At 64.5% G+C, this 22,136-nt stretch carries 21 protein-coding genes; 17 read left to right on the forward strand and 4 right to left on the reverse strand.

The annotated features are described in order from the left end of the window. From F9288_RS17015 to tcuA, 5 genes are read left to right on the forward strand one after another with little or no spacing between them, the layout of a single operon-like run. Window positions 1-852, forward strand: a complete 852-nt coding sequence (locus F9288_RS17015) for an oxaloacetate decarboxylase (protein ID WP_174837880.1) — start codon at window positions 1-3, stop codon at window positions 850-852. 4 nt (window positions 853-856) lie between these two features. Further along, complete coding sequence (locus tag F9288_RS17020) at window positions 857-2,278, forward strand: FAD-dependent oxidoreductase (RefSeq protein ID WP_174837881.1); 1,422 nt, start codon at window positions 857-859, stop codon at window positions 2,276-2,278. Beyond that, window positions 2,275-3,027: an SDR family NAD(P)-dependent oxidoreductase gene (locus F9288_RS17025; RefSeq protein WP_174837882.1), complete on the forward strand. Its 753-nt coding sequence runs from the start codon at window positions 2,275-2,277 to the stop codon at window positions 3,025-3,027. Before F9288_RS17020 ends, F9288_RS17025 begins: the two co-directional genes overlap by 4 nt. Before the next feature lie 40 nt (window positions 3,028-3,067). After that, on the forward strand, window positions 3,068-4,231 hold the full coding sequence (locus F9288_RS17030; RefSeq protein ID WP_174837883.1) for an MBL fold metallo-hydrolase: 1,164 nt from the start codon (window positions 3,068-3,070) through the stop codon (window positions 4,229-4,231). Next, a complete protein-coding gene (tcuA, locus tag F9288_RS17035) occupies window positions 4,197-5,717 on the forward strand; it encodes an FAD-dependent tricarballylate dehydrogenase TcuA (protein ID WP_174837884.1) in 1,521 nt (506 codons plus the stop codon). The genes F9288_RS17030 and tcuA overlap by 35 nt, the downstream gene beginning before the upstream one ends. Here the strand turns inward: tcuA and F9288_RS17040 are convergent. Next, the gene (locus F9288_RS17040) at window positions 5,698-6,606 is read right to left on the reverse strand and encodes a LysR family transcriptional regulator (protein WP_174837885.1); all 909 of its coding nucleotides are present in this window, start codon (window positions 6,604-6,606) and stop codon (window positions 5,698-5,700) included. The two genes, tcuA and F9288_RS17040, sit on opposite strands and share 20 nt — an antisense overlap. 123 nt (window positions 6,607-6,729) lie before the next feature. On the opposite strand from F9288_RS17040, the gene F9288_RS17045 reads away from it, so the two are divergent. From F9288_RS17045 to dmpG, 11 genes are read left to right on the forward strand one after another with little or no spacing between them, the layout of a single operon-like run. After that, a complete protein-coding gene (locus F9288_RS17045) occupies window positions 6,730-7,629 on the forward strand; it encodes a VOC family protein (protein WP_174837886.1) in 900 nt (299 codons plus the stop codon). Window positions 7,630-7,653: 24 nt separating this feature from the next. Continuing rightward, entirely contained in the window at window positions 7,654-8,535 is an 882-nt protein-coding gene (locus tag F9288_RS17050) for an alpha/beta fold hydrolase (protein ID WP_174837887.1), read from the forward strand. Window positions 8,536-8,538: 3 nt separating this feature from the next. Further along, window positions 8,539-9,117, forward strand: coding sequence for a flavin reductase family protein (locus F9288_RS17055; RefSeq protein ID WP_174837888.1), 579 nt, complete (start codon window positions 8,539-8,541; stop codon window positions 9,115-9,117). Beyond that, a complete protein-coding gene (locus tag F9288_RS17060; protein WP_174837889.1) occupies window positions 9,114-10,319 on the forward strand; it encodes an acyl-CoA dehydrogenase family protein in 1,206 nt (401 codons plus the stop codon). The genes F9288_RS17055 and F9288_RS17060 overlap by 4 nt, the downstream gene beginning before the upstream one ends. A gap of 7 nt (window positions 10,320-10,326) precedes the next feature. Beyond that, window positions 10,327-11,127 carry an aspartate/glutamate racemase family protein gene (locus F9288_RS17065; RefSeq protein WP_174837890.1) on the forward strand — a complete coding sequence of 267 codons (801 nt, stop codon included), beginning with the start codon at window positions 10,327-10,329 and terminating at the stop codon, window positions 11,125-11,127. Continuing rightward, window positions 11,124-12,473: a flavocytochrome c gene (locus F9288_RS17070; protein ID WP_174837891.1), complete on the forward strand. Its 1,350-nt coding sequence runs from the start codon at window positions 11,124-11,126 to the stop codon at window positions 12,471-12,473. Before F9288_RS17065 ends, F9288_RS17070 begins: the two co-directional genes overlap by 4 nt. Next, entirely contained in the window at window positions 12,470-13,219 is a 750-nt protein-coding gene (locus F9288_RS17075) for an electron transfer flavoprotein subunit beta (protein WP_174837892.1), read from the forward strand. Before F9288_RS17070 ends, F9288_RS17075 begins: the two co-directional genes overlap by 4 nt. Then, a complete protein-coding gene (locus F9288_RS17080) occupies window positions 13,216-13,956 on the forward strand; it encodes an electron transfer flavoprotein subunit alpha/FixB family protein (RefSeq protein ID WP_174837893.1) in 741 nt (246 codons plus the stop codon). The genes F9288_RS17075 and F9288_RS17080 overlap by 4 nt, the downstream gene beginning before the upstream one ends. Window positions 13,957-13,976: 20 nt before the next feature. After that, window positions 13,977-14,759 carry a 2-keto-4-pentenoate hydratase gene (locus F9288_RS17085; RefSeq protein WP_174839147.1) on the forward strand — a complete coding sequence of 261 codons (783 nt, stop codon included), beginning with the start codon at window positions 13,977-13,979 and terminating at the stop codon, window positions 14,757-14,759. Beyond that, entirely contained in the window at window positions 14,756-15,712 is a 957-nt protein-coding gene (locus F9288_RS17090; protein ID WP_174837894.1) for an acetaldehyde dehydrogenase (acetylating), read from the forward strand. The genes F9288_RS17085 and F9288_RS17090 overlap by 4 nt, the downstream gene beginning before the upstream one ends. Then, entirely contained in the window at window positions 15,712-16,752 is a 1,041-nt protein-coding gene (gene dmpG, locus F9288_RS17095) for a 4-hydroxy-2-oxovalerate aldolase (protein WP_174837895.1), read from the forward strand. Before F9288_RS17090 ends, dmpG begins: the two co-directional genes overlap by 1 nt. A 1,143-nt stretch (window positions 16,753-17,895) precedes the next feature. Here dmpG and F9288_RS17100 read toward each other — a convergent pair. From F9288_RS17100 to F9288_RS17110, 3 genes are all read right to left on the reverse strand, one after another. After that, window positions 17,896-19,038 carry an alpha/beta fold hydrolase gene (locus tag F9288_RS17100; protein WP_174837896.1) on the reverse strand — a complete coding sequence of 381 codons (1,143 nt, stop codon included), beginning with the start codon at window positions 19,036-19,038 and terminating at the stop codon, window positions 17,896-17,898. Window positions 19,039-19,294: 256 nt separating this feature from the next. Further along, window positions 19,295-20,689, reverse strand: coding sequence for a HAMP domain-containing sensor histidine kinase (locus F9288_RS17105; protein WP_254620923.1), 1,395 nt, complete (start codon window positions 20,687-20,689; stop codon window positions 19,295-19,297). After that, entirely contained in the window at window positions 20,677-21,339 is a 663-nt protein-coding gene (locus F9288_RS17110) for a response regulator transcription factor (protein WP_174837897.1), read from the reverse strand. The genes F9288_RS17105 and F9288_RS17110 overlap by 13 nt, the downstream gene beginning before the upstream one ends. 112 nt (window positions 21,340-21,451) lie before the next feature. On the opposite strand from F9288_RS17110, the gene F9288_RS21950 reads away from it, so the two are divergent. Continuing rightward, a complete protein-coding gene (locus tag F9288_RS21950; RefSeq protein ID WP_217482549.1) occupies window positions 21,452-22,045 on the forward strand; it encodes a hypothetical protein in 594 nt (197 codons plus the stop codon). The last annotated feature ends 91 nt before the right edge of the window (window positions 22,046-22,136 follow it).

The following is a 22,136-nucleotide window of genomic DNA, read 5'->3' on the forward strand; positions in this document are numbered from 1 at the left end:
ATGGCAAGTCTCAGGGAGATCGTCGCCCGGCGCGAGGCGACATTGGCGCCCGGCGCGGCAAACGCGCTGTTTGCCCGGATCATCGAGGATATCGGCTTCGAATGCTGCTACGTGACCGGAGCGGGCATCGCCAACATGGCACTGGGAGCTCCGGATATCGGCCTCACAACGCTTGATGAGGTCGCGGCAACGGTCTCGCGCATCGCCGACGCGGTTTCCCTGCCTCTCATCGTCGATGCCGACACCGGCTTCGGCAATGCCGTCAACGCATGGCGCACGATGAAGGTGCTGGAGCGGGCCGGGGCAGCGGCGATACAGATCGAGGATCAGAGCTTTCCGAAGCGGTGCGGCCATTTCAGCGGCAAAGGCGTGGTTCCGGTCGCCGAGATGACAGCCAAGATCAAGGCATCGCTCGATGCGCGCAGCAAGGACACACTTGTGATCGCGCGCACCGATGTGCTGGCTGCCGAAGGCCTGGATAGCGCGCTCGATCGGGCGGCGGCTTTCATCGAGGCCGGCGCCGATATGACCTTCGTCGAGGCACCGCGCGACGCACAGCAGATGCGGCGCATCGCCGCCCTGGGCGTGCCGCAGATCGCCAACATCGTCCATGGCGGCAAGACACCGCCGCTGCCCCAGACGGAACTGGCGGCGATGGGGTTCGCGATCGTGCTGTACGCGAACGCCGCGTTGCAGGCGGCGGTACGCGCGTCGCACGAGGTGCTGGACTCCCTCAAGGCCGAAGGATCCCTTGAGGCCGTCACCGGCCGGCTGGCTTCGTTCGAGGAACGCCAGACCGCGGTCGCGAAGGACAAGTGGGACGCGCTCGAACAACGCTACAAGGTGGACTGAGGCGATGCGCTCGATCGTTATCGTGGGAAGCGGGATTGCGGGCCTCAGCGCGGCGCTCACCGCCGCGCAGAAAGGCGCGCGCGTCATCTTGGTCGACCGCGCGCCGGATGGCGAACATGGTGGCAATACGCGATACACCGAGGCTTATCTGCGCATGAAGTCCTTGGACGAAGTCGCGGATGACTTCGTCGATCACTTCATGGCGAACGCGGGTGGGTACACCGACCCCGGCATCGAACAGGAAATGGTTCGCGACCATGACGGCTGGTCCGCTCTTGCACGCAGCCAATCGGCCGTCGATCCGGAATTGCTCGGCAGCTTCGTCGAGAACGCGGGGCTCACGCTGCGATGGCTGGAACAGGCCGGGCTGACCTTTGATTTCCTCCCCACCGCGTTCATCACCACCACCACGACGCGCTTGCTGCCGGTCGGCGGCGGCTTGGCCATGGTCGAGACGCTGACCGAAGCCTGCAAAGCTGCCGGGGTCGAGTTCCGTTTCGAGACGACCGCCCGCGCGCTGATCACTCATGATGGCCGCGTCACGGGAATCCGCACAACGAAAGGCGATCTGGAAGCGGATGCGGTGATCCTGGCGTGCGGCGGCTTCGAAGGCAATCCGGAGATGCTGGCGCGTTATATCGGTGCGGCCGCGATCAATCTGCGTCCGGTCGCGCGCGGCGGTCACTACAACAAGGGCGAAGGCATCCGGATGGCGCTCGATATCGGCGCGGCGCCCAACGGCGACTTCGGCAGCTATCACGCCGAGCCGATCGACCCGCGCTCGGGCTGCGCCGAACCGGCGATCTTCACTTTCCCATATGGCATCCTCGTCAATAAGGATGGCGACCGTTTCACCGACGAGGCGCCTGGAACAGTCGATGCGCATTATGAGTCCGTCACGCGCAGGATATTCCAGCAACGCGACGGCATCGCGTGGCTCATCACGGACGCCGGCCTCGACGACGTTCCCAACTGGAGGAAGGGCAGCCGAACCGATCAACCCGCGCTGGTCGCCGACACCCTCCCCGGCCTTGCCGGGATGATCGGGCTTCCCGCAGGCCGCTTCGCGGAGACGGTGGAACGCTTCAACGCGGCCTGCCGCGCAGGGGACTTCCGGCCGCTCGAAACGGATGGCCTGTCGACCGAGGACCTATGGCCGCCCAAATCGAATTGGGCGCGGCCGCTGACGGTCGCTCCATTTCGCGCATGGCCGATCATTTCGGCGAACGTCTTCACGTTCGGCGGGCTCAAGATCGATCGGCACGCCCGTGTGCTCGATCTGGATGGCAACCCGATACCGGGCCTCTATACCGCTGGCGAGACCGTCGGAATCTACTATCGCACCTATACGGGATCGACGTCCGTCCTCAGGGGCGCCGTGTTCGGGCGCCTTGCGGCCCTTCATTGCGCCGGAGCCGTTGCGTGACCCGCATCGCCCTTGATGGCAAGGTTGCCCTCGTCATCGGCGGCGGCGGGATGATCGGCTCCGCGATCGCCCGGCGAATGCGCCAGGGCGGCGCACTGATCGCTGTCGCCGACCGCACTCTGGGCGCGACGCGGGACAATTCGGACCGGGCATATGCCGTCGATCTGGCGGAGCCCGACGAAATCAGCGCGCTGTTCGATCGGGTGATCGCGGATTTCGGCCGGATCGATTGTCTCATCAATGCGGCGGGCATCACGTCGCAGGGATCTTTCGAAAGCATAACCGTCGAGGAATGGGATCGCGTGCAGGCGATCAATTCACGCGGCGTCTTCCTTGCCTGCCGGGCGGCAATCGCCCCCATGAAGGCGCAGAAGTCCGGCCGCATCGTCAACATCGGCTCGGTTCTGGCGAAGAACGGCGGCAATCCCCGGCCCTGGATCGATCCGGGCGAACAGATCCGCGCGGGAAACGCGGCCTATGGCGCGGCCAAATCGGCCGTGCATGCGCTGACGCTCTATCTCGCCAAGGAGTTGGCGGTGCATGGCATCACCGTCAATGCCGTGGCGCCTGGCCCCGTTGCCAGTGCCATGACAAGCGGGTTTCCCGAGGCGTTGATCAGGCAAATACCGGCATCGCGGCTCGGCCGTGCCGATGAAGTGGCGGCGATGGCGGCATGGCTGTGCGCCGACGAAAACGCATTCGTGACGGGCGAAATCATCGATGTGAACGGCGGACTATGGATGGATTGATGGCGCGCTGATTACGGTCTGCGATTGAAAAGGACGTAGAATGATGTTGCCACGGCACAGGACACATACCGCCCGGCGCGCGCAGGTGCATGACCTGATTGTCCGGACCGGAACGCCATTCTCAAAGCGCTTTCGCCACGGCTTGTGGCTTGCGTTCTTCCCGTTGCTGGCGGTGCAGGCGATCCCGTCGAGCGCCCAATCACCCGCACCGGCGAAGGTCGACACGACGGCGCCCGGCACCAAGCTCATCATCCTCGGCACGGCCGGCGGCCCTCCGCTACGGCGCGAACGATCCGAACCGGCCAACCTCGTCCAGATCGGCGGCCGGAGCTACCTCTTCGACGCGGGTCTCGGCACGGTTCGCAGGCTTCTCGATGCGGGAATCCGGCCCGAGACGATCTCCACCGTTTTCATCACACATCATCATCCCGATCATGACATCGATCTGGCGGCGCTGATCGCCAACGATGTCTTCGCCCATCCCTGGTATCCGGGCCTCGGTCCGTGGCGAATCTATGGTCCGCCGGGCACGCAGGAAATGGTCGCCGCGGCACTCAGCTACATTGCGATCCCGATGGGCGTTTTCCATGCGGAGGGGCTGGACGGTAAGGGGGGCGAGGCCCCAACCAAAGCATCCGGAGCGCCCTGGACCTCCTATCTGGCCGATTCCGGGGCCGCCCAGTGGTTCATCGCCGAGAACCTGGTAGCGGAGGGTCTTGTGTTCTCCGACGACAAGGTGCGCGTCTATGCCGCGCGGAACAACCATTATGCATTGCTTCCGGCGGATCGCGACAACTCGTCGATGATCAGTTATTCCTACCGGATAGAAACGGCTGACAAGACAATCGTATTCACTGGCGACACCGGCGCAAGCCCCGCCGTCGCCAGGCTCGCCAAAGGTGCGGACATCATCGTTTCGGAGGTGATGAATCCGCAGAAAACCATTGCGGGCTTGAAGATGCTTGCACAGCAGAACCACTGGTCGCCCGCGGAGCTCCAGCATGCGATCGACCACATGCTGGCGGAGCACATGACGCCGCAGCAAGTCGGCCGTCTTGCCACCGAGGCCGGCGCGCGATCGGTGGTGCTCAGCCATTTCGTGCCGGGCCTGCCCGACGGGAGCGACAGCGCGGAAGATGTGGCCGGGGTGAAAAAGACCTTCAGCGGCAATGTATCGGCCGCGCACGATCTCGCAATTTATTGAAGTACTGGAGCAGGTTACCGGTATGGCTCGCAAGGTCGTCATCGTCGGCGCGGGAAACGCCGCGTTATGTGCAGCGATTTCCGCTGCCGAAGCGGGCGCCGAAGTCGTCGTTCTGGAGCGTGCGCCGCAACGCGCGCGCGGCGGCAATTCGGCTTTCACGGGCGGTTGCTTTCGGGTCGCCTATGACGGCGCCTCCGACATCCAGCGCATCGTTCCGGACCTGACCGACACCGAACGTGAAATCTCCGATTTCGGGAGCTACCCGGCGGACAAATTCCATGCCGATCTTTGCGAGATGAGCGGCTATCGGGCGGACCCGGCGCTCATCGATATAGTGGTTGAGGAGAGCCTGCCGGCAGTGTTGTGGATGCAGGCCCAAGGGGTCCGGTTCCTTCCTGCCTACGGGCGCCAGTCATTCAAGATCGATGGCCGCAATGTCTTCTGGGGCGGGTTGACCGTGGAAACCGCCGGCGGCGGCCTGGGTCTGGTGGACGCCCTGTTCGCGCGCGCCGAAGCGCTGGGTGTCGAGATCCGTTACGACTGGAAAGTCGATGCACTGATCGGCGATCGACGCATGGTGTCCGGCGTCGTGGCGGACGGCAAGACGCTCCCGGCCGATGCCGTCATTCTCGCGGCGGGCGGCTATCACGCCAATAATGAGTGGCGCGTGCGGACGCTCGGCCCCGGCTGGGATCTGGCGAAGGTGCGTGGCTCTCGTTACAATACCGGCAACGTCATTCAGGCCGCGCTGAACATCGGCGCTCGCAGCCATGGCAATTGGTCGGGGTGCCATAGCGTGTTTTTCGATGCAGGCGCCGACGACTTCGGTACGATCACCGCGCTGAACCAGCAGAAGAACTATTTCACGCTCGGGATCGTGGTGAATCGTCGTGGCGATCGCTTCTTTGACGAGGGCGCGAACTTCCGCAACTACACTTACTCTCGGATGGGCGCCGAAATCCTGAAACAGCCCGGTGGCACCGGCTGGCAGATCTTCGACGCCAGAGGTATCGCGATGCTTCCTGACGAATACCGCACCCCGCGGTCGGCACGGTTCGAGGCAGACACGCTGGAGGCACTGGCCGGCAAGCTGGATGGCCTGGACACGACCGGCTTCCTTCGGACGGTGGCCGAATATAACGCGGCTATCGATGCCGACACGCCGTTCAACCCCGCGGTGCTGGACGGGCGCCGCACGCATGGCCTCGCGATCGACAAGTCCAACTGGGCCCGCGCGATCAGCCAGCCCCCGTTTGTCGCCTATGAAGTGACGTGCGGGATCACGCTGACCTTCGGCGGCCTCGCGATTGACGCGCAAGCGCGCGTGCAGAACGAGGAAGGCTCCCCGATCGGAAATCTCTATGCCGCGGGCGAACTGGTCGGCGGCCTCTATTACGACCGTTATCCTGGCGGCGCGGGCCTGACGAGCGGCGCGGTGTTTGGCCGGATCGCGGGGCGCGAGGCGGCTATCTCCAGTCCGACGTAATGGCCGCGACGGCTTCGCGGAGCCATGTCACGGCGACATCGTCCTCCTGCGCAGGCTTCCACAGCGCGGAGATCGGCAAATCTGGCGTCGGCAGCGGCGGCGTGATGAATTTCAGCCGCTTTTCCTGCGTCATCGGAACAGCGAGCCGCTTCGGCAGGATAGCCACCGCGTTGGTCTGAGCCGCGATGTGGGGAAAGACGAGATAATTCCCCATGGTCAGGCGATAGCCCGTCTCGGCATCCAACTCGTCCCACAGCATGGTCTCGTGATTGACGGTGGTGCGTGGGGTGGCGGAATAACCGATATGAGGCAGCGCGAGGAAAGCGTCCGCAGGCATCCCCTCATATAGCGCCTCGTTGTCCAATGCCCCGACGCACACATAGGTATCGCTATAGAGCAGTCGCCGTTTCAATCCCGCGATCCGCAGCGCATTGCTGGGAATGATGAACATATCGACGTCAGGCCTCGTCGCGCGGGTGAGGGTCTGCGGCTTCATGTCGACGAAATCGAAGGAGAGATTGGGGGCTTCGGCCGCAGCACGCGCAAGAAGCTCGGGCCCGATCAACGCGACCACATAATCCACGGTCGCGATGACCACGCGCCTCTCGACGCTCGCCAGCCGGCCATGGGATTTCTCAAGAACACCGCGCACGTTCGCGAGGAGGCGGACGACATCCGGCATGATCTGTTCCGCAAGCGGCGTCGGCACCATCTCGCTCCCGGTCCAGTTGAACAGATCGTCATCAAGGCTGGCCCGCAATCGGTTGAGCGCCGCGCTGACGGTCGATTGCGCGAGATTGAGCGTCTTCGCCGCGGCGGAAACGTTCCGCGTCATCCAGATGGCCTCAAGCGTCGTCAGCAGGTTGATGTCGAAATCGCGGAGTTGCATCCCTGTGATCCTTATCGTCCTCTGCGATAATGGCTATCGAAACATATCGTTTGTGACAATACCAAAGCGATAATATCCGTGGGCCAACGCCATTCGCGAACATGGCGATCAGGAGACGGATGGATGACCGAGCTGCGCAACCTTGCGTACCTTGTGGTGGCCACGAACGACCTCGACGCATGGCGGACCTATGCATCGGACGTGATCGGCATGGGCATTTGCCAGCCACGCGCGGATACGATCGGCCTGCGCATGGACGATCATCCCTGGCGCATCCTCATCGAGCGAGGCGATGATGACGATCTGACCCACGCGGGCTGGGACGTGGGAACGCCCGACGCGCTTGACGCCTATGTAGAGGGCTTGCGGAAGAAGGGGGCGGATGTGCGCGAGGAGAGCGCCGACCGGGCCAACGCGCGCTCGGTCACGCGCCTGTACAGCCTTGCCGATCCCAATGGATTCACGCACGAATTCTTCTGCAGCCGTACCGGCCGGAACGATGACGGCGGCGACCTGTCGGCGGTGATCCGGGGGCCCGGCTTCCACACCGGAGATCTCGGCATCGGGCATATCCTGCCCGTCGCGCGGGATTATGATGCGTCGGTGCGCTGGTATCAGGACGTGCTCGGCCTGAAATATACCGATCGCATCCGCCAGCAGATGGCTCCGGGTGTCTACGCGGACGCGACGTTCTTCCACTCCGCGACCGGCCGCCATCATTCGCTGGCCACGGGCGCATTTCCGTCGCGCAAGCGCCTCAACCATCTGATGCTGGAATTCTGCGACATGAACGATGTCGGCGCGGCGTTCGATCGGGCGAAGGCCGCGGACGTGCCCATCATTCTCGAGCTGGGCCATCACCCCAACGACCAGATGTTCAGCTTCTACATGGTGACCCCATCCGGCTTCGGCCTCGAACTCGGCTGGGGAGGCATCACCGTCGACGACGCGACCTGGAAGCCGCGCATCCACGACGTGATGTCGGATTGGGGGCACAAGCGCAACATCATCACCATCGCCTGACACCGCATTGAAAGGTAAGGAATAATGTCAATCTGGATCGACTTCCTCGGTGCCGAAATCCGTTACGTGGATACGCCGACCTTCGGGCGCGTGCGCATTGCGGAGGCCGGCAGGGACAATCCCGAAGCGCTGTTCCTGATGCATGGCATCGGCGGGCATATCGAGGCCTATTCGAAGAACGTCGTCACGCTCGGCAAGCATTTCCACGTCATCGCCTTCGACTTCGTGGGGCATGGCCTCTCCGAGAAAAAGACGGACATCGAATATCCGCCGCAGAACTATGCCGAGCAGCTCAAGGAGTTGATGGATGTGCTGGGCATCGGGAAGGCGCACATCTCCGGGGAATCGCTGGGCGGGATGGTCGCCGCGCATTTCGCGATCAAATATCCCGAGCGCACGATGCGGGTCATCCTCAACACGACGGGCGGCATCCCGATCGCGAGCGAAAAGGGCCGGCAGGACCTGATCGACCTCGCCAACCTCACCCAGGCCAACGTCGGCAAGCCGCCGAGCTTCGAGAGCATCCTGGGCCGGATGCGCTGGCTGATCTACGAAGGCAACTGGGATTTGCTGACCGAGGAACTGGTTGAATCGCGCCTAGCGATCTACACCCAGCCGGATTTCCAGAAATCGGCACCGCTCGTGTTCGCACGCCTCAACAAGGCGAAGGATGGCGACACCATGCCCGACATGGTCGATCTCGAACGGATCGAAGCCGAGACCTTGCTGCTCTGGACGACGCACAATCCGATCCATGACGTGGCCGCAGCCGAACTGGCGTTGCCGCGCCTGCGCAAGGGCAAGATGTACGTCATGCGGAAAGATTGCGGTCACTGGCCGCAATACGAGAGCCCCGATGAATTCGACGCGATCGTCGTCAAATACCTCAATACCGGGGACGTATAGGTCATGGCGACGGCCCCCGCCCTCCCCCCGGACAAGGGCCCGGCTCCGGCCACCGCGTCAACGCCGGAGCTGTTCCGGCAGGGCATGCGACGGCTGGCGGGCGCCTGCACGATCATCACCTCGGTCGCGCCCGGCCAGGGACGCGAGGGCTGGGCCGGGCTGACGGCGACGGCGGTCGCGTCGGTGACCGCCGAACCGGCGCGGCTGCTGGTCTGCATCAATCGTTCGACGTGGGCGCACGGCATCATATCCAAATCGCGCGTGCTGGGCGTGAACGTGCTCGGCGAAGACTGTCTCTCGCTCGCGAAGCGGTTCGCTGGGGGCGTCCGGCCGGAAGACAAGTTTGCGGACGGGAGCTGGCTGACCACGACATCCGGCGCGCCACTCCTCGCCAACGCGCTCGCCAGTTTCGACTGCCTGGTCGTCGAAAGCATGGAGGCGAGCACGCACGAGGTCTTCGTGTGCGACGTGCTCGGCGTGCTGCTGCGTGAACCGGGCGGCGAGCCGCTGATCTATTTCGACGGGGCATTTCTGACGGAGCGCCGCCCCGACGACCGGAATTCCCGAAGGAGCGAACAATGACAACTGCCGTTATCGCAACGCCGGCCGGCGATGCAATTCCGACCAGCGAGGAACTCGTTGCGCGCGCCGCCGCGATGGTCCCCGCCCTGCGCGCCCGCGCCGACGAAATCGAACAGGCGCGGAAGGTCCCCGGCGACGTCATCGCGATGTTCAGGGATGCCGGGTTCTTCCGTATCCTCCAGCCGAAGAAATTCGGCGGCTGGGAGATGAACCCGATCGTCTTCATGCGTGTCCTCGGCGAACTGGGCCGCGGATGCTGCGCCAGCGCGTGGAGCATGATGATCCTCGGGGTGCACAATTGGGAATTCGGCCTGATGGACGAGCGCGCCGCCGCGGACGTCTGGGGGGAAGACGACGAGACGATCATCGCCTCCTCATATCCGCCGATGGGCGAACTGACGAAGGTCGCGGGCGGCTGGCAACTCAAGGGGCGCTGGCCCACCTCAAGCGGCAGCGACCACGGCGCCTGGGCGTTCATCGGCGCGCTCGAACGTAACGAGAAGGGCGTTCCGGTCGATCGCCACGCCCTGCTCGTGAAGCGCGACGATTATGAGATCATCGACGACTGGTACACGTTCGGCCTCGCCGGCACGGGCTCGAAGAGCGTGCTGATCAAGGATGCCTTCGTTCCCGACCACCGCGCCCATTCGATGATCGACTACAAGCTCGATCATCGCGGCACCAATTATCTTTTCCCGTTCGCGATGGTCTTCTATTCGTCGGTTTCGTCCGTTATCATCGGGTTCGCGCAAGGCGCGATCGACGTCTTCATCGACCAGATGAAGGTACGCAGCGATAATGGCACCGGCGCGAGGACCGCGCTCAGCCCCTATGTGAAGGATCGGCTCGCCAACGCCGTGACCCGCGTCCGCTCTTGCCGTGCGCGCATGGAGCAGATGATGGCGCATGCGACCAGCATCGTCGAAAAGCGCGAACTGATCTCGATCGACGATCGCATCCACTACATGCTCGATATGGCGCGGATCGGGCGGGAATGCGAGGAAGCCGTCCTGACTCTTTACAAATGCACCGGCGCGCGCGGCGTTTACAGATCAAACCCGATCCAGCGCTATCTGCGCGACACATTGGTCGCGGCCAATCACATCACGCAGGATGCCGACAACAATGCCGGCGCGCTCGGCGGTTACCTGCTGAGCGGCGACCTGCCGCCGATGCTCTACGCCAGGCCGGATCAGGGCTGACTCTCCCATGTCGATCCGTATCTGGCATCAGAGCTTCACCGTCCTCAGCGATCTCGCCGCTTATGACGAGGCGCTGAGGCGGCACTTCCGGCGCGTGTCCCGGCCCGACACGGTGATCGACATGCACGGGATGCGCGCGGGCACCTATCGCACGAACTATCCGGGTAACGACATCAAGCACGTCGGATTCCAGTTCCTGCATTCCATCCAGTTCCTGCAAGGTGCGCTGGCCGCCGAGCGCCAGGGCTATGACGCTTATGCGTTGAGCACGCTGCCCGAACCCGGCTTGCGCGAGATCCGCGCTTTGGTTTCGATCCCCGTGGTCGGTTACGGCGAATGCGCGGCGCGGGCCGCGGTCGATGACGGACGGCGTTTCGGTGCCCTCGTCTTCATCCCCGAACTGGCCGAATTGTACCGCGACAACGTCCGGCGGCACGGGCTGGGTTGTCGGCTGGTCGGGGTCCATGACGTCGGCTTCCGCTTCAACGACGTGCTCAGCGCCTTCGATAGCCCCGGGCCGCTGATCGATCGATTTCGTGCAGCCGCGCGACGCCTGATCGCCGGTGGTGCCGAAGCGATCGTGCCGGGCGAGGCGCCGCTGAACGTGTTGCTGGCCATGAACGGAATTTCATCCGTGGACGGCGTTCCGGTGATCGACTCGCTCGGCGCGTGGGTCCGCGCGGCAGAGTCGGCCGTCGACGAACGCCGCGCGGGAAAAGCGCCGGCCGGAAAGGGCTATTTCGACGCTACGCCCGATCCGGCCCGGCGCGATGAGATCCTCGAATTCTACGGGTTGAACCGGATATGAGCGATCTCATCGTCATCGGCGGCGGAGCAGCCGGCTGGTCCGGCGCGCTCGCGGCAGCCCAACGCGGGCTCGAAGTCACCCTGCTCGAAAAGCTGCCCGATTCGGGCGGCTCGTCGGCGCTGAGCGGCGGTTGCCTCGCCTTTGCCGGAACCGATCTGCAAATCGCGCAGGGCATTGCCGACAGCCCCGACATCCTGTTCGACGACCTGCGCGAGGTCGGCAAGGACGTGAACGACGAATCGCTGGTCCGCGCCTATTGCGATGCCCAACTGGCCACATACGCTTGGCTGAACGACGCGGGGGTGCGTTTCAGCCCCGTTCTGGAGACCGCTTCCGGCCAATCGCTGCCGCGAGTGCATACCGTCGATCCCGCCGACATGGTCCGTCAATTGCGGATGGCCGCCGAAGCGACAGGTCTGGTTGCCTATCGGCCGAATACGTCCGCCACGGCGCTCGTTCGCGACGGCTCGGGATGCGTTACCGGCGTCGCGCTTGCGCACGGCGATATCATCGACGCGCGATCGGGCGTCCTGATTGCCAGCGGCGGCTTCGCCCGGAATGCCGAATTGCTCGAACGTTATGCGCCGCATCTCGCCGAGGCGGTGTTCGTGGCCGGCGCCGGTTCGCAGGGGGATGGCCTGCTTATGGCCCGGAAGCTCGGCGCCGATGTGCGGGACATGGAATTCATCAAGGGCACCTTTGGCAAGCATCCCACAGATGAAACCAACGATCACAGCCTTCAGGCGGTCTACAAGGGCGCCATCGCGGTCAATCAGGACGGCCGGCGATTCGTCGACGAGAGCATCTCGTACAAGCTGCTCGGGGACGCCGTCATGGCGCAGCCCTGGCACACGGCCTATCAGATCATGGATCAGGGGATATTCGACACCGGCGACAATCGCGTTCGCATCCTCGATTTCGGGCGGCGGCTGGAGGAAGGGCTGTTTTACGTCGCCGACAGCCTGGCCGAACTCGCCGCGCAGATCGAGGTCGATCCCGAAACGCTCGAAGCCACCGTGAGCCGCTACAATGCCTCGGTCGATGACGGCCATGATGCCGAATTCGGCCGGAAGCATCTCGTCCACCATTTCGGCGCGCTACGGAAAATCGAGACAGCACCCTTTTACGCCTATCCTTCGACCGCGGTGGTATTCGGCACCTATTGCGGCCTGCGCATCGATCGGGATGCTCGCGTCCTCAACATGGACGGCAAGGTCATTCCGGGTCTCTATGCTGCCGGCGAGGTGACCGGCGGCTTCCACGGCGCCGCATATATGACGGGCTCCGCGCTCGGCAAGGCGGTGGTGTTCGGGCGGCTCGCCGTGCTCGGGATCGCCGCGCGATGAACGTTCTGGTGCTCGTCGCGGGCGTGCTGGACCCCAAATGGCCGATAGCGCCGGAGGGGCGGAATCTGCCGGTGCGCGACGCGGGCAGATTGATCTTGAGCCGGTTCGACGAGGCCGCGCTGGAGATCGCGCTGAAGATCAGGGACGGCTTGCCTGACGCCAATGTCCGCGCGCTCGTCGTCGGCGGCGGCGAGGCGGAAAGGCTGGCGAGATCGATCGTTGCGTTCAACGTCACCGATGTCGCCATCCTCACGGCCGACGCGCTGTGGGATCAGGGAGCGGCGGCCCGGTCGATGGCTGGCGAAATCAGGGATGCCGATCTCATATTGATCGGCCGCGAGTTCGGCGATTGCGACGATGGCCTTGTCCCGCCGATGCTTGCCGCCTTGCTCGGCTTCGCATTCTTCGGATGCGTCCAATCGGTCATGGTGACCGACACCGTCGAACTGCTGCGCGAAACGGGACGATACGAGGAGCGCCTCATCGCCGATCGCCCGATCCTTGCCAGCGTCACCAACGATCGCCGGACCCGTCTGCGCAAGCCGCTGATGAAGAACGTCGTGATCGCCCGCCAGGCGCATATCGCAAGACGCAACCCGCCGTCGTGCCGGCAGGCTGATCTTGAACTGCACGGGGTGTCGGCGTTCTCCAGCGCACGCGAAACCATATCGTGCCGGCTCCTTGCGGGCACGAATACGGAGCAGGCCGAGCAGCTCGCGGACTTGCTGATAGAAGCGCGCAGATGAGCGGCTGGCGGATCGTCAACGTCATGGTCGCGGGCACCGAGGTTGCGTCGGAACCTTCGTTTGCGGAGCGCACGCTGCTCGTCTTTCCGGCGAGCGGAGAGGGAGAGGCGCTGGCGGGTGCCTTCGCCGCCCTGCACGGGGACTATTTGCTCGGCCGCTTATCTGCCTTCGCCATCGAAGACGACAAGCTCGTGGCGACACGAATGGCCTATGGGGGCAGGATCTCCCTTCAGGTCCGGCTGGCGCGTGGCATCGCGGTTGCGACCATGCGCGAACCTTGCGCCGGGACCGAAACGATCTCGCTCGGCCGACCGTCATCCGTTCCGGTCGCGCGTTCGCCACTGGCGGGAAACAGGATCGGACTGGAAGGCGCGCACATCGTCGTAAGCGGCGGCCGCGGCCTAGACGAAACGGGTTTCGCATTGCTGGACCGGATCGCGGCGCAGGTCGATGGCGCGGTCGGCGCAAGCCTGCCCGCGATTGACCTCGGCCTGGCGTCGGTCTCCCGCCAGATTGGCCAGTCGGGAAAATTCGTGACGCCCGCTTTGTATCTCGCGGTCGGCCTTTCGGGAACGCCGCAGCATCTCGCCGGCATTGGCTCCGCTACCCGCATTGTCGCGATCAACGCCGATCGCGACGCACCGATCTTTCGCTTTGCCGAACTGGGCGTCGTCGCCGACGCGAGGACATTGTTGCCGGAATTGACCGCCGCGCTCGGTCGGCGTGTCTCCACATAGAAGGAATAGCCATGACGGGGATGACCCATCACGACCTCGCCACCCGCCTGCGCGACGCCTACACCAGCGGCGCCCTCCCTCCCCTGCGCGACGGCCTGATGCCGACCGACGCGGACGGTGCCTACGCCGTCCAGGCCATCAACACCGCGCACTGGCAAAGTGAAGGTCGCCGGATCGTCGGCCGGAAGGTGGGCCTGACGGCCAGGGCCGTCCAGAACCAGCTGGGCGTCGATCAACCCGACTTCGGCGTGCTCTTCGCCGATATGGCGATCGCCGATGGAGGATCGCTGCTCGCATCCAGGGTCCTGCAACCCAAGGCGGAGGCCGAAGTGGCGATCATGCTGCAGAACGATCTGCCAGAGCCGGACACGACGCCCGAGCAAGTCGCCGAAGCGGTAGGATCGGTGGCCGCCGCGATCGAGATCGTCGACAGCCGGATCGCCGACTGGAAGATAACCTTCGCGGATACCGTCGCGGATAACGGCTCTTCGGCGTTCTACGTATTGAGCGACACGCGCAAGCCGCTGGCCGGCCTCGATCTGTGGACGTGCGGCATGGCGCTGGAGATCAATGGCATTGTGGCCTCGCTGGGCGCCGGCGTGGCGTGTCTGGGGCATCCGCTGAACGCCGCGGCCTGGCTCGCCTCCACGCTCGCCCGGCGCGGCGAGCCGCTGAAGGCCGGCGATATCGTGCTGACGGGCGCGCTCGGGCCGATGGTGACGATCAATCCGGACGACCATGTGAAGGCGAGCATCGGCGGACTCGGATCGTGCAGCTTCACCTTTTCGGATGACCGCGCATGAGCACCAGGACCAAAGTTGCGATCATCGGCTCCGGCAACATCGGAACCGATCTGATGATCAAGATCATGCGCCTTTCCAAGGTGCTTGAGATGGGCGCCTTCGTCGGGATCGATCCGGAAAGCGACGGATTGAAGCGCGCGGCCCGGTTGGGCGTCGCAACCACCGCGGAGGGCATCGAAGGCCTTGCGGCGATGCCCGAATTCGCCGGGATCGAGATCGTGTTCGACGCGACCTCGGCCGGCGCGCATCAACGCAACAATGCGCTTCTCCAAGCGGCGGGAAAACGCGTCGTCGATCTCACGCCGGCGGCGGTCGGCCCCTATGTCGTGCCGCCGGTCAATGGCGGCGCGCATCTCGACGCCCCCAATGTGAACATGGTGACCTGCGGCGGTCAGGCGACCATTCCCATCGTCGCTGCGGTGTCGCGCGTCGCCAAGGTCCATTACGGGGAGATCGTCGCATCCATCGCGTCGAAGTCGGCCGGTCCGGGCACGCGCGCCAATATCGACGAATTCACCGAGACGACGAGCCGCGCGATCGTCGAGGTAGGCGGGGCGGAACGGGGCAAGGCCATCATCGTCCTGAACCCGGCCGAACCGCCGCTCATCATGCGCGATACGGTCTATTGCCTGTGCGACGACGCCGATCAGGAAGCGATCCGCAAGAGCATCGAGGCTATGGTTGTCGAAGTGCAATCCTATGTTCCGGGTTATCGTCTCAAGCAGCCGGTACAGTTCGAGCATATCGGCTCGAACAACCCGTTGCACATTCCCGAAATGAACGATGACAAGGGCGGCTTTTACACCGGAATAAAGGTCAGCGTCTTCCTCGAGGTGGAGGGCGCGGCGCACTATCTCCCTGCTTTCGCTGGCAATCTCGACATCATGACTTCGGCTGCGTTGCGCACGGCCGAGCGAATGGCCTTGAACATGCGCGAGGGAGTGGCCGCCTGATGTCCGATCCATCCGCCACCAAGCTCTATATCCAGGACGTGACGCTTCGCGACGGCATGCACGCCATTCGCCATCAATATGGACTCGACCACGTCAAGACGATCGCCAGGGCATTGGACCGGGCCAGGGTCGATGCAATCGAAGTCGCGCACGGCGACGGACTGCGCGGTTCGAGCTTCAACTATGGTTTCGGCGCCCATACCGATTGGGATTGGATAGGCGCCGTCGCCGAAGTGCTAGAACATGCCGTTCTTACGACACTGCTTCTGCCCGGCATCGGCACCATCCACGATCTGCGGCACGCCTACGAAATGGGCGTGCGATCGGTGCGTATCGCTACTCATTGCACCGAGGCAGACGTCGCGAAACAGCACATAGAGGCGGCGCGCGAACTCGGCATGGATGTCTCCGGCTTCCTGATGATGAGCCACATGGCCGAGCCCGACGCGCTGGCGCAGCAGGCGCTGCTGATGGAGATCTATGGCGCCCATTGCGTCTACATCACGGACAGCGGCGGTGCGATGACCATGGACCAATATGCCACAAGTTTGCAGGCATATGATCGGGTGCTGAAGCCCGAAACGCAACGCGGCGTCCACGCCCACCACAATCTCAGTCTCGGCGTGGCAAATTCAATCGTCGCCGTGCAGGCCGGAGCGATCCGGGTCGATGCCAGCCTCGCCGGCATGGGAGCGGGCGCCGGCAATGCGCCGCTCGAGGTGTTCATCGCCGCGGCCGATCGTATCGGCTGGCACCACGGCTGCGACCTTCATGCCCTGATGGACGCGGCCGAGGAATTGGTTCGCCCGCTGCAGCACCGCCCCGTGCGCGTGGACCGCGAGACGCTGAGCCTTGGTTACGCGGGTGTCTATTCCAGCTTCCTGCTACATGCGGAGAAGGCGGCGGCCGAATATGGCCTGGACACTCGCTCGATCCTTGTCGAACTGGGGCGTCGCAAGATGGTCGGCGGTCAGGAGGATATGATCGTCGACGTCGCGCTTGATCTGGCAAAAGGCCGGGAACGCGCGCTGCCTTCCTGAGCTACTGTTACATCGCTTTTTCGCGTGAAGCACGTAACGTTCGCGGCAGACAGCTATTCCAATGGCCTCAGAGCGGTTTCTTGCTCCTGAAACCAGCATGGATCTGGCCACGCGCGAGGTGGGGCGGGCAATCGAAATTGTATCGCCATGCGAACTGGCCGGTGAATTGTGGCTTCGGCGCATCGAGGAACAGCACCAAACGGGTCTTGGGATCGACCCGATCAGCAGGTTATAGCGCCCGAACGTTCCGTCGCTGAAGCAAACTTCGTAGAGTTCCATGGCCGTGAACGTCACCCCTGGCTCGATCCGGGTGCAGGCATCGCGCGCGCCTTGCAGGAGAGCCTTCCGCAAGATTGGACGGATCATCCCGTTGACCGACGGATATATGGGGTGGCGACGCTGATGATCGGCGTTTCGGTAAGCCATGTGCCATCGGGCCCGAAGACATCCCGGCCGGAATAACCCCGTCTTGCTCACGTGCCCAGATCAGCGCGCCGTTCTCTTCGGTGGTCAGGAGCGATCGAATATCGTCTCCGAACTTCACAGTCCGATAGGGATACGAAGCAGGAAAACCGCCAGCATTTCCGCCATGATTTTTCTTCCGGCCGGCTCACAAGTCGACTAGACTTCTAAATCCGCAGAAATCTTCGGGTCTCGGAAGTGTTGAGGCGCGGCGGATCAATACCGCAACGGCTTTTGGTACCGTCATACGCAAGTTCGAATCCTGCCGCCCCAGCCAACCGAGTCCTCTAGCTTCGGTTCCAGTGCGAACGTTACGGCAGATTCAGGCGCTACGTCAGCTAGACCCGGCTCTTCTCGGTTCGACCTGGCTGGACGGCTATTCCGTCATGATTTCCGTCATGATTTATCCGCACGGAGAGCCGACCCGGAGTTATGGCGAAGAAAGTTGCATCGACGCCCGCGTCGATCGACGCGTTACAGAAGGGATTGCTGGCCGATCTGTTGACCCCCAGCTTGACAATCGAGGTGCTCGGCAGCGGCAGGAAGCGATGGCACTACCGCCGTCAAGTCGCCGGCACGAATACAATGGCCGCGCTGTTCGGTGGCGCATTCCCACGCAGACGATCGCGGCAGCCTATTTGGCCGATGTGCCACTATCGGCCAAGGACCGCCGCCGCTCCGTCACCCACCCCCGCAGTTGCTCGGCGCTGGACGGTTAGCGAAGCGATCGCCGATCCATGCCACCGCCTCACTGGCCGACCGCTTGCCGACGCTGACGTGATCGCCGCCCTCGATCGGCATGAATCGCACAGCCGCGCCGCGCCGGCATAAAGCGTCGACGAAGCCGCGCGTCACATCCGGCGCGACGATCGCGTCCTTCGATCCCTGCGCGATGAACAGCGGCACGGTCAGCCGCGCGGGATCGACCGAATTGCGCGCAATCAACGCCGCCCAACGCGGGGAAGCGGCGAGATCGACGTTGCGCAACTGCCCCGCCAGCCGCAGCATTCCGATCTTCGTCCTCAGCTTGAACCCGTCGAGCGTCACGCAATTGCGCGCGAGGGCATGGATCAGCGAGGCGGTGTGCGGCTTCACCACCGTCATCAGCGGCAGGGCATAGACCTTTTCCCAACTGCTCGCGGTGTAGGCGGTCAGGAACGCGCGCACCGCCGCATTGGTGCCGCCGGTAAGATTCGCCTTGAGGTCGGTCGGCGGCGCGGCGGCGGCTACCCCGACCAGCTGCAACTCAGGGGCATAGGCCGCAGCCTCGGCCCCCGCCCACAGCGCCGAATAGCCGCCCAGCGACTCCCCGAACACGGCATAGCGCCGCCCGGCATGAGCCTGCGGCATCGCCCGCGCCGCGCGAACCGCGTCGATCACATTATGCGCGGCCGCTTTTCCGACCAGGAACGGGTGCGGGCCGGGGCTACCCAGTCCCTGATAGTCCGGGGCGACGACGACATAGCCCGCCGCGAGCAAGGCGTTCAGGCCGGCGATCTGGTCATACAGGCCCGGCTTGTCGGACAGGCCGCAAGTCTCCGCGACGCCCGACGCGCCATGCGCCCAGACGACGACATCGCGCGCGCCTGCCCGCGCCGGACCACGCGGCACGATCACCGCGCCGGTGACGATGACCGGCTTCCCGTTCTGATCGGACGAGCGATAGCGGATGCGATGTGCCGATGCCCCGGACGGCGCGCCGCCAAGCGCGGTCGTGGCGACCACCGCACCCTTGGCGTTGGGCTGCGCCTGTGCGGGTAACGGTGCCAGCATCATCGGCGCGGTCGCAAGCGCGCAGGTTACAGCGCGGAAAAAGGAGATCATGGGCCTCTCCTGCCATCATCCGCCGACAGGATCGCATAGCGCCGCCGGATTGCAAGGCAACGACCGCTCGCGGGAGCGCGCTGATGGCGACGAAGGCTGGCCCTGTGTCGTGAAACGCTCCATCTCGGCATCAGTTGGCACAAACGCGAGTCGAGAATAGCGGCAGCAAGCAAGCAGAGTGCTGGATAGATCGCCCATTGAAGGGGCATCCTGCTTGAAAAGACCGGTGTGGCATTAAACCGTGCCTACGGGCTTTTCACACATCGCCCTCGACTTCACTGCGGGGAAGCGTGAGGACCACCAGCAAGCCACCACCTTCGGCTTCGCGCATTTCCACTGTCGCACCATATAACGCCGCAATTTCCGAGACGATCGAGAGGCCGAAGCCGTGACCATCTCCTCGCTCGTCGAGCCGCGTGCCAGGCTGCGTTGCCCGTAATCGCTCATGCTCCGCTATGCCCGGGCCATCGTCCGCGATCCCGATCGCCACTCGCCGCGTGCCGTCGATACCTGGTCTGGCGAACAGCGAGACACGCGATGTCGCATGTCGGGCTGCATTGTCGAGAAGATTGCCGATCAGTTCGTCCAGGTCTTGAGGATCAACCGCGACGGCCGGATTTCCCGGAATATCCGTCACGATTTCCAGTTCCCGATCCGCGTGGATCCCGCGAATTGCAGTCACAAGGTCGTCGATCGCGGGTGCCAACGGCGTGGAGATACGGCGATTTACGGCCTGGGATCGGGCGCGGGCCAGATGGTGGCGGATCGTCGTGTCGATCCTTGAAACCTGTGCCGCAAGTTCGGGAAAATCGATAAGCTGAATCGCGAGCGCGGAGACCGGCGTCTTGAGCGAATGTGCGAGATTGGCTGCGGACTGCCTCGCAGCGGCAAGCGCCGCGCGATTTTCCTCGGCGAGCTGGTTGAGTTCGATGGCGAGTGGGCGAAGCTCGGTCGGCTGGCCCTCATCGACACGGCTTCTGCCGCCCGACCGGATCGCCGCGACCTGATCGCGCAATTGCCGCACCGGGCGAAGCCCGACCCGCAGTTGCAAGAGCGCGGCTGCACCCAACACCACGCCTAGTACGAGAAGCGTCAGCAGCAAAGGCATGAGCGCTTCGCGGATCGGCCGGCTTACGACGGCGCGGGGCGCCGCGGCCGTCAACGTCACGGGACCCCGCCGGGTCTCGATCGTCAGTTCCCGCGCATGCACTCGAACGCCATCTTCGCTTATCCCTTCGAGCGGCTGGAGTCGTTCGTCATCCACTGCCGGCGGCCGCGGACCACCTGCCCCCGCACTGTCCAGCGGCGCCGGTGGACGTGGTGGTCCTGGGTCAAGGCGCGGAAAGTCGCTGGATTGCAGTGTCTGGCCGGGCGCGACGATGCGCCATCGCCAGCCGCCAGCTCCTTCCAGCGCCCCCAGGTTCTGCTGAAGACGCGTGCGATCGATACTACCGTCTGCGTCCACGGCGGAGGCCAGCAGGGACACCTCGGAATCGAGCCGGCGATCCAGGCCCTCGATCACGAAGCGCTCGAGCACGCCCGCGATCGCCCACCCCGCGACGAGCAACGCGATCAGGGTCGCGACCACGGAAAGCGCCAGCATCCGCGCATGCAGCGATCGAAAGAGCTGGCGCATGGTCAGGTCCGACACGTCAGGCGGTAGCCGCGTCCGCGGATCGTCTCGATCAGTTGCGGACCGACCTTCTTGCGCAGGCGTCCCACGATCACTTCGAGACTATTGGAATCGACGTCGGCATCGCCCTCATAGACGCGCTCGAGCAGCTCCAGTCGCTCGATCACGACGTCCCTGCGCAGCATCAGCTGCGACAGGACGCGCCATTCGAATGCGGTGAGCCTGAGCGGCAGGCCGGCGAGTTCGAACTGGCCGGTCTGCGTATCGAAAGTCAAAGGACCGCAATCCAGAAGCGGCTGGGCATGCCCGGCCGCGCGGCGGATGAGCGCGCGCAGGCGCATGACCAGTTCTTCTACGCGAAACGGCTTGACGAGATAATCGTCAGCGCCTGCCTTGAAGCCCGCGACCTTGTCCGACCACCCCGCGCGCGCGGTCAGGATCAGCACGGGCAAAGGGCGTTCGGCGGCGCGCCAGGCCTTCAGGACCGAGACGCCATCGAGACCGGGAAGACCCAGATCGAGGATGGCGGCATCATAATGCTCGGTCTCGCCACCATGGGCGGCATCGATACCATCAGCGACCAGATCGACGGCGAAATTCTCACCGCGCAAGGCATGCGCGATGGCGGGGCCGAGGTCGCGATCGTCTTCGACAAGGAGAATACGCATCGGCCATCCCTAGATAAGGGGCTTAAACCGAAACTGAACGGGCAGGTTCAGTCTGGGTGGTGCCTCGCTTCTCTAGGATCGCTTCCATCGACTCAAGACGAGAGGAAGCGAGATGAGTATGAATTGGATTCCCCATGTCAGCCGTGGGCAGCGGATCGGCCTCGGCGCCGGAGCACTGCTGGTGCTGGGCGCGGCGGGCGGCGCCGGTGCGATGGCGCTGACGCGGCCCTCCATCGAGATGGCGCCGACCGTGCCGACAGCGATCGCGAGGCTCGCCGACGCTCGGGGTGTGGTGTCGGTGCGCGGTCGCGTCACCGAAATCTATGGCGACCGCTTCATTGTCCAGGATGCCACCGGCCGCGCGCTGGTCGATGCCGGCCCCGCAGCCGCCAGTTCGCTCCACCCGGCCGATCCGATCGTGGTCCAGGGGCGATTCGACGATGGCCAGCTTCACGCCCGCTATCTGGTCGACGCCTCGGGCGGCGTGCAGGACGTCGCCCCTCCACCGCCGCCGGGAGCCGGCGCGCCCCCGCCCCCGCCGCCGCCGCCGGGCGGACCCGGTGCTCCGCCGCCGCCCCCGCCGCCGCCAACGGGAGCCGGTGCGCCACCGCCACCGCCACCGCCTGGGAGTACGACACCAGCGCCGGCTCAAGCGCCCGCCGTCCCTGCCGGGCAGCCCCCGGCTCAGGTGCCTGCACGCGGTTGAGAGACGGGAGAGGCGGGCATCACCCGCCTCTCACCCGTCTGGTTCATTTCGTTGAAGCTGAATCGGACAGTTCAACGCGGACTGCCTCGAA

Source organism: Sphingomonas sp. CL5.1, from assembly GCF_013344685.1.
Classification (GTDB): Bacteria; Pseudomonadota; Alphaproteobacteria; order Sphingomonadales; family Sphingomonadaceae; genus Sphingomonas.

Excerpts from the sequence above, each read along its gene's own strand:
- F9288_RS17085 (WP_174839147.1), top strand. The coding sequence starts at position 13,977 with ATGACCCATCACGACCTCGCCACCCGCCTGCGCGACGCCTACACCAGC.
- F9288_RS17110 (WP_174837897.1), bottom strand. The coding sequence starts at position 21,339 with ATGCGTATTCTCCTTGTCGAAGACGATCGCGACCTCGGCCCCGCCATC.
- F9288_RS17065 (WP_174837890.1), top strand. The coding sequence starts at position 10,327 with ATGTCGATCCGTATCTGGCATCAGAGCTTCACCGTCCTCAGCGATCTC.
- F9288_RS17015 (WP_174837880.1), top strand. The coding sequence starts at position 1 with ATGGCAAGTCTCAGGGAGATCGTCGCCCGGCGCGAGGCGACATTGGCG.
- F9288_RS17090 (WP_174837894.1), top strand. The coding sequence starts at position 14,756 with ATGAGCACCAGGACCAAAGTTGCGATCATCGGCTCCGGCAACATCGGA.
- F9288_RS17030 (WP_174837883.1), top strand. The coding sequence starts at position 3,068 with ATGATGTTGCCACGGCACAGGACACATACCGCCCGGCGCGCGCAGGTG.
- F9288_RS17055 (WP_174837888.1), top strand. The coding sequence starts at position 8,539 with ATGGCGACGGCCCCCGCCCTCCCCCCGGACAAGGGCCCGGCTCCGGCC.
- F9288_RS17080 (WP_174837893.1), top strand. The coding sequence starts at position 13,216 with ATGAGCGGCTGGCGGATCGTCAACGTCATGGTCGCGGGCACCGAGGTT.
- tcuA (WP_174837884.1), top strand. The coding sequence starts at position 4,197 with ATGTATCGGCCGCGCACGATCTCGCAATTTATTGAAGTACTGGAGCAG.
- F9288_RS17045 (WP_174837886.1), top strand. The coding sequence starts at position 6,730 with ATGACCGAGCTGCGCAACCTTGCGTACCTTGTGGTGGCCACGAACGAC.
- F9288_RS17075 (WP_174837892.1), top strand. The coding sequence starts at position 12,470 with ATGAACGTTCTGGTGCTCGTCGCGGGCGTGCTGGACCCCAAATGGCCG.
- F9288_RS17020 (WP_174837881.1), top strand. The coding sequence starts at position 857 with ATGCGCTCGATCGTTATCGTGGGAAGCGGGATTGCGGGCCTCAGCGCG.
- dmpG (WP_174837895.1), top strand. The coding sequence starts at position 15,712 with ATGTCCGATCCATCCGCCACCAAGCTCTATATCCAGGACGTGACGCTT.
- F9288_RS17060 (WP_174837889.1), top strand. The coding sequence starts at position 9,114 with ATGACAACTGCCGTTATCGCAACGCCGGCCGGCGATGCAATTCCGACC.
- F9288_RS17070 (WP_174837891.1), top strand. The coding sequence starts at position 11,124 with ATGAGCGATCTCATCGTCATCGGCGGCGGAGCAGCCGGCTGGTCCGGC.
- F9288_RS17100 (WP_174837896.1), bottom strand. The coding sequence starts at position 19,038 with ATGATCTCCTTTTTCCGCGCTGTAACCTGCGCGCTTGCGACCGCGCCG.
- F9288_RS17040 (WP_174837885.1), bottom strand. The coding sequence starts at position 6,606 with ATGCAACTCCGCGATTTCGACATCAACCTGCTGACGACGCTTGAGGCC.
- F9288_RS17050 (WP_174837887.1), top strand. The coding sequence starts at position 7,654 with ATGTCAATCTGGATCGACTTCCTCGGTGCCGAAATCCGTTACGTGGAT.
- F9288_RS21950 (WP_217482549.1), top strand. The coding sequence starts at position 21,452 with ATGAGTATGAATTGGATTCCCCATGTCAGCCGTGGGCAGCGGATCGGC.